The organism is Yoonia sp. (genome assembly GCF_036770585.1).
In the GTDB taxonomy this organism is placed as follows: domain Bacteria; phylum Pseudomonadota; class Alphaproteobacteria; order Rhodobacterales; family Rhodobacteraceae; genus Yoonia.
On the sequence record NZ_DAIPIW010000106.1, the window covers coordinates 1 to 6,435 of the forward strand.

Annotated in this window: 5 protein-coding genes and 1 pseudogene; 3 read left to right on the forward strand and 3 right to left on the reverse strand. The window is 62.2% G+C overall.

Annotated features, from left to right (window positions below):
• Together V7N12_RS13265 and guaA are read right to left on the reverse strand one after the other, a co-directional pair.
• Nucleotides 1-273: pseudogene (locus tag V7N12_RS13265) on the reverse strand (hypothetical protein); the annotation flags it as partial.
• Nucleotides 274-426: 153 nt separating this feature from the next.
• Complete coding sequence (gene guaA / locus V7N12_RS13270) at nt 427-1,986, reverse strand: glutamine-hydrolyzing GMP synthase (protein ID WP_333715102.1); 1,560 nt, start codon at nt 1,984-1,986, stop codon at nt 427-429.
• Between the two features lie 185 nt (nt 1,987-2,171).
• Between guaA and V7N12_RS13275 the strand changes: the two genes are divergently transcribed.
• Entirely contained in the window at nt 2,172-3,722 is a 1,551-nt protein-coding gene (locus V7N12_RS13275) for a trimethylamine methyltransferase family protein (protein ID WP_333715103.1), read from the forward strand.
• Here the strand turns inward: V7N12_RS13275 and V7N12_RS13280 are convergent.
• On the reverse strand, nt 3,719-4,012 hold the full coding sequence (locus tag V7N12_RS13280) for a DUF6477 family protein (protein ID WP_333715104.1): 294 nt from the start codon (nt 4,010-4,012) through the stop codon (nt 3,719-3,721). The genes V7N12_RS13275 and V7N12_RS13280 overlap by 4 nt on opposite strands.
• A 241-nt stretch (nt 4,013-4,253) precedes the next feature.
• Between V7N12_RS13280 and V7N12_RS13285 the strand changes: the two genes are divergently transcribed.
• Together V7N12_RS13285 and lipA are read left to right on the forward strand one after the other, a co-directional pair.
• A complete protein-coding gene (locus tag V7N12_RS13285; protein WP_333715105.1) occupies nt 4,254-5,327 on the forward strand; it encodes a DUF6456 domain-containing protein in 1,074 nt (357 codons plus the stop codon).
• A 101-nt stretch (nt 5,328-5,428) separates the two neighbouring features.
• Nucleotides 5,429-6,388: a lipoyl synthase gene (gene lipA, locus V7N12_RS13290; protein ID WP_333715107.1), complete on the forward strand. Its 960-nt coding sequence runs from the start codon at nt 5,429-5,431 to the stop codon at nt 6,386-6,388.
• Nucleotides 6,389-6,435 lie beyond the last annotated feature (47 nt).

The window sequence follows — 6,435 nt, forward strand, 5'->3', positions numbered from 1 at the left end:
ATTGCTTAATTTGACGCCATCGGTCGCGCCGAATTCGACAAAGTAACCGCCCTGTTTGAATCCCAATTCGCTCAGCACGAAAAGATCTTGCCGCAGCTGTGATTTGGACGCGGCCAGACTGTCGAAATATTGGCCCAGATACTGCGGGTCGATCAATGCGGAAAGTTCGTAATCCCGAAGCCGGTGGGCATTCGCGACAAGCTTGTCGTGCGTGGATTTTCGAACCAACTTGGCATCAAGGATGCCCAGCGCAGCGTTGATCAGATTTTTCATGAATTCGGGTCTCCCGCAGCATGGGCAGCCTATCGCATCCCAAGGCCAAGTCAAAACGCTTTGCCGCTGTCCGGGCAATCGCGGAAGACGTGCGGCGCGTCAGAAATCAGGTAGGGGCTGCCGCAATTTGCCTTGTCGGCCAGACACCCTGCGTCACTCCCACTCGATGGTTCCGGGGGGTTTGCTGGTGATGTCGTAGGTCACGCGGTTGATGCCCTGCACTTCGTTGATGATCCGCGTTGCGGTTTCACCGAGAAATTCATGGCTGAAGGGGTAGTAATCCGCCGTCATGCCGTCAACGGATGTGACGGCCCGCAGCGCGCAGGCGAAATCATAGGTGCGCCCGTCGCCCATGACACCGACGGTGCGCACAGGCAGGATCGCGACGAAGGCCTGCCAGATGTCATCGTAAAGCCCGTGCCGCCGGATCTGGTCGATATAGACCGCATCCGCCTTGCGCAGGATTTCCAGCTTTTCGCGTGTGATCTCGCCGGGACAGCGGATCGCGAGGCCCGGGCCGGGGAAGGGGTGACGGCCGATGAAGGACTTGGGCAGCCCCAGTTCGACACCCAGCGCGCGGACCTCGTCCTTGAACAATTCGCGCAGCGGTTCGACCAGCTTCAGGCCCATCTTTTCGGGCAGGCCACCGACGTTATGGTGGCTTTTGATCGTGACAGAGGGTCCGCCCGAGAAGCTGACGCTTTCGATCACATCGGGGTAGAGCGTGCCTTGGGCGAGAAATTCCGCGCCCTCGATGCCATTGGCGTATTTCTGGAAGACGTCGATGAACAGCCGCCCGATGATCTTGCGCTTGGTTTCGGGATCGCTGACGCCTTCAAGCTCGCCGAGGAAAAGGTCGGCCTCATCGGCGTGGATCACCTTGAGGTTCATGTGGTCGCGGAACATGCCGACGACCTCTTCGGCCTCGTTCAGGCGCAAAAGGCCATGATCGACGAAGACGCAGGTGAGCTGGTCGCCGATCGCCTCGTGCAGCAGCGCCGCCGCGACCGAGGAATCAACCCCACCCGATAGCGCGCAGATCACATGGGCGCTGCCCACCTGTTCGCGGATCGCGGCGATGGCCTGTTCGCGGTAGGCGCCCATGGTCCAGTCGCCCGAGAAACCGGCGATGCGGATGAAGTTTTCATAGAGCTTCAGGCCGTTGGGTGTGTGGTGCACCTCGGGGTGGAACTGCACGGCGTAGAAGTTGCGCACCACATCGGCGGTGATCGCGAAGGGGGCGTTGGGGGAGGTGCCGTAAACCTCGAATCCCGGTGCGATTTCAGAGACATGGTCGCCATGGCTCATCCAGACCTGTTCGCGGTCCGTGGCGAACCAACCGTCCAGCAGGGCCAGCTTGCCTTTCGGTGTGACATAGGCGCGGCCGAACTCGGCGGTGCCGTGGCCGCTGATCACCTTGCCGCCAAGCTGGGTCATCATGGTCTGCTGGCCATAGCAGATGCCAAGCACAGGCACGCCATAGGACCACAGGCTTTCGGGCGCGCGTGGCGAGCCGTCGCGGGTCACGCTGTCCGGCCCGCCTGACAGGATCACGGCCTTGGGGGCGAAATCGGCCAGAAAGGCGTCGGTCACGTTCTGATAGGGATGGATTTCGCAATAGACGTTCAATTCACGCAAGCGGCGTGCGATCAGCTGCGTGACCTGACTGCCGAAGTCAATGATCAGAAGGCGTTCATGCGCGATAATATCCATGCCGCACCCGTAATGCGCAGGGGGTGCAAGTGCAAGAGGTCCGGTGCGCAAAGCCTTTGCTGGATCGTCTTCGCGCGCCCGATGTCGTTTTCGCGCCTGAAGGGGCGCAATTTCGAAACGGGGGCGGGGTCTGCCATAGTAAGACAGGGCCAAATACGACCGTGCCTTCAAAGGGGAGAATTCGCATGTCTGACGTAGCCGAGCACACGGGGCGCAGGGCACGGGGTGGCGGTGGTGCCGCCCGCCGCGCCGAGCGGACAGCCGTCAGCGTCGAGACCGCCAAATATATCGAGCGGAACATCCCCCACTATGAAGTGCTGACCGAAGAGGCGCTTCAGACGATCGAGGCGAATGCCGAAACGATCCTTGCCGAGATCGGCGTGAACTTTGTTGACAACCCTGCCGCGCTGGACCGCTGGCGGTCCGTCGGTGCCGAGGTCGAGGGCGAGCGGGTGCGCATCCCGCGCGGTCTGGCGCAGCAGCTTTGTGCGACGGCACCCTCCGAATATGTCCAGCATGCCCGCAACCCCGCCCGCAGCGTCAGGATCGGGGGCAACAGCATGGTGCTGGCCCCGGTCTACGGTCCACCCTTCGTCCGCGATGCCGAAGGTGGCCGCCGCTATGCCACGATGGCCGATTTCGAGAAATTCGTGAAGCTGGCATATATGTCCAAATGGCTGCACCACTCGGGCGGGACGGTCTGCGAGCCGACGGATGTGCCGGTGAACAAGCGCCACCTCGACATGCTGCTGGCCCATATGGTCTACAGCGACAAGCCCTTCATGGGGTCCGTCACCGAACCCAGCCGCGCGCAGGACAGCATCGAGATGTGCGAGATCCTCTTCGGCAAGGAGTTCGTGCAGGACAACACGGTGATGACCTCGCTGATCAACATCAACTCGCCGCTGACCTTCGACAGCGTGATGATGGGCGCGCTTGAAATCTTCGCGGCCAACAATCAGGCCTCGATCATCAGCCCGTTTATCGTGGGTGGTGCCATGGCGCCCGTGTCGGTTGCGGGCACGCTGACGCAGGTGCTGGCCGAGGTGCTGGCGGGTGTCGCCTATAGCCAGATCGTGCGGCCGGGATCGCCTGCCATCTTCGGGGCCTTCGTGACGTCGATCGACATGAATTCCGGCGCGCCGACCTTCGGCACCCCCGAGGCCGCGCATATCACCTATGGCGCGGGCCAGCTTGCGCGCCGTCTGGGCCTGCCTTACCGGTCGGCGGGGTCGTTCTGTGGATCGAAACTGCCCGATGCACAGGCGGCCTATGAAACCTCCAACAGCCTGCAGATGGGTCTGCTCTCGGGTGTGAACTTCATGTTGCACAGCTGCGGCTGGCTGGAAGGCGGGCTGGTCGCCTCGTTCGAGAAATTCGTGATGGATGCCGACCAGCTAGGGACGCTGCACCATTTCGCGAAAGGCGTCGATCTGTCCGAGAACGGTCAGGCCATGGGGGCCATCGAAGAGGTGGGGCCCGGTGGGCACTATCTGGGCTGTGCCCATACGCAGGCGAACTTCAAGGCGGCGTTCTGGCGGTCCGATCTTCTGGATTACAAACCTTTCGAGACATGGGACGAAGAGGGCGGGCGCGACACGCAGGCACTGGCCAGCGTGCGGGTCAAGAAGCTGATCGATACCTACCAGCAACCCGCACTCGACCCCGAGATCGAAGCACGCCTGCGCGCCTATGTGGCCGAAAAGAAGGCAAGCATGCCCGACGCCTTCACCTAGGCGGGATGGGTGGTGGCGCGAAAAAGCTGCGCCTCGCCCATGATCGCGATCAGCACCTCGACATGACGCGCGGGCCGGTAGTGGCCCGTGTTTTCCTTGCGCAGGGCGTCAAGTTCCGCCTCGCGCGAAAATAGCGCCATCAGCGCGGCTGCCGGTTTCGGAAGCGTCTCTGTTTCCAGCAGGCGGGCAAGATGAATGTCGCGCCTGTAGTCATCGGCGCCAAAGCGCGCAGCCTGTGCCAGCAGGGCGGGGCGTTTCAGTGTGGCAAGGCGGGTTTCGATATCAAGCATTGTCAACTCTCTCTGACAGTATTCGGTGTCAGAAAATGACACAACCCACACGGGTGTTGCGGAAAGCCGCGCAGATCAGAACGCTGCTCTCAGAGAAGTTTAGTCTTTGGAAAGAATGGTTGATGGGCCGCTTGGGTCGTTAACCGTTAGGTAACGATACACGCGCAGGTAGTGTTAATGTTTGGTGAATCCGAGGAATGCGGAGCACCGAAACTTGGCCAAAGTTTGAAGGGACTGGACGATGACGATCTTGGGAAACGAAATCAACACTGGCGCTTTGCCACGCTGGGTTCCGAATGCCGCGCGGAACTATCTGGTGCATACCGAAGGGGGCAAGTCGATCCGTGCCTTGGCGCGGGCGGATGATTGCCATCCGTCAACGGTGATGCGGCAGGTCCGCCGTTTCGAAGGTCGCCGCGATGACCCGCTTGTCGATGGCGCGCTCGAGGCCTTGTCGGGGCAGGTCTCGCAGCCAGCGGGATCAGGCCGCAGGACCGAACCTGCCGGTCTGACGCAAGCGCGGATCGAGAAAGAGGCCAAGCGGGTGCTGCGACGCCTTGCCGAACAAGGCGCCGTGCTTGCCGCCGCGCGCGATATGGAAACGGCCGTGATCGTCCGCAGGGACCCCGAGGGCGAACAGATGCGGACGGCCGTGGTGGATCGCGAGATCGCGCAGGCCATCGCCCTGCAGGAATGGATCATCTGCACCAACCCCGAAGGCCGTATCGTCCGCTATGTGATCACCAATGCTGGACGGGCCGAACTGCGCCGTCTGACGGCCCGCGACGAAAACCGCGCGGGTGGTTTTGTCGACACGGACGTGGTCGGTTATGGCGGTTGGGACAGCGAGACGCTCGACGGTGTCGCGCGCCAGCCCTATCGTCCGGTGGCGCAGGAAAGCCCCTTGCTTGGGCTCTCGCGTCGCCGCGACCGGCAAGGCAAGCCTTTCCTGGGCCGTGATCTGGTCGCCGCGGGCGAGCGTCTGCGCGAGGATTACGAACTGGTGGAGATCGGTTTCGAAGGCTTCTGCCAGTGGCAGGACGTGCTGGATGGTATGGACAGCTTCCCGCAATCCGCGATCTCGAAAGGGGCAGAGGATGCACTGGTGCGGATCAGTGCGGCACTGGCCGATCTTGGTCCGGGTCTTGCGGATGTGGCGTTGCGGTGCTGCTGCTTTCTCGAAGGGCTGGAACAGACCGAAAAGCGGATGGGCTGGTCGGCGCGCTCGGGCAAGATCGTCTTGCGGATCGCGCTGGAGCGCCTCAAACGGCACTATGCCGAAACCCAAGGACGCTACGGGCCGCTGATCGGGTAGGGCTTGCGTTCCGCGCAGGCCCGCCATGCGAGGCATCTGGGATGTTGGACAAACCCATGCAGGAGCGTTAGGTAATCAGGCAAGATCAGCCGGAGCAGATCATGCCGACACGCGACCTGAAAATCCCAGCGCAGCGCCACCCCGAAAAGCAGCGGCGCCCCGACGCGCCACAGCCGAAAAAGCCGGACTGGATCCGCGTGAAAGCGCCTGTCTCGCAGGGCTACAAAGACACGCACAAGATCATGCGTGACAACAAGCTGGTGACGGTCTGCGAAGAGGCGGGTTGCCCCAATGTGGGCGAATGCTGGTCTCAGGGCCACGCCACGATGATGATCATGGGCGAGGTCTGCACGCGGGCCTGCACCTTCTGCAATATCGCCACCGGCAAGCCGCCCGAGGCGCTGGACGTCTTCGAACCGGGCCGCGTCGCCGATGCGGTCAAGAAGCTGGGGCTGAAGCATGTCGTGATCACATCCGTGGACCGCGACGACATCGAAGATGGCGGGGCCGAGCATTTCGCGATGACCATTCGCGCCGTCCGCCGCCAGTCGCCCGAAACCACGATCGAGATCCTGACGCCGGACTTCATCCGCTGCGACCCTTCGGTGCTGGAAACCGTCGTCGCGGCCAAACCGGACGTCTTCAACCACAACCTCGAAACCGTGCCCGGCCTTTACCCGCAGGTGCGCCCCGGCGCGCGCTATTTCCATTCGCTGCGGCTGTTGCAGCGCGTGAAGGAAATCGACCCCACGATGTTCACCAAATCGGGCATCATGGTGGGTCTGGGCGAGGACAAGCAAGCGGTCGTGCAGGTGATGGAGGACATGCGCGCCGCCGATATCGATTTCCTGACCATCGGCCAATATCTGCAACCGACGCCCAAGCACCACAAGGTGGACCGCTTCGTCACGCCGGAAGAATTCAAGACCTACGAAAAGACCGCCTACAACAAGGGTTTTCTGATGGTCTCGGCCACGCCGCTGACGCGGTCGTCCTATCACGCAGGCGACGACTTTGCCCGCCTGCGCGCGGCACGCGAAACCAAGCTCGGGCTGGCCTAGGCCACCGACTCATAAACCTTCAACCAGATACGTGTTGCAGCGAGTTT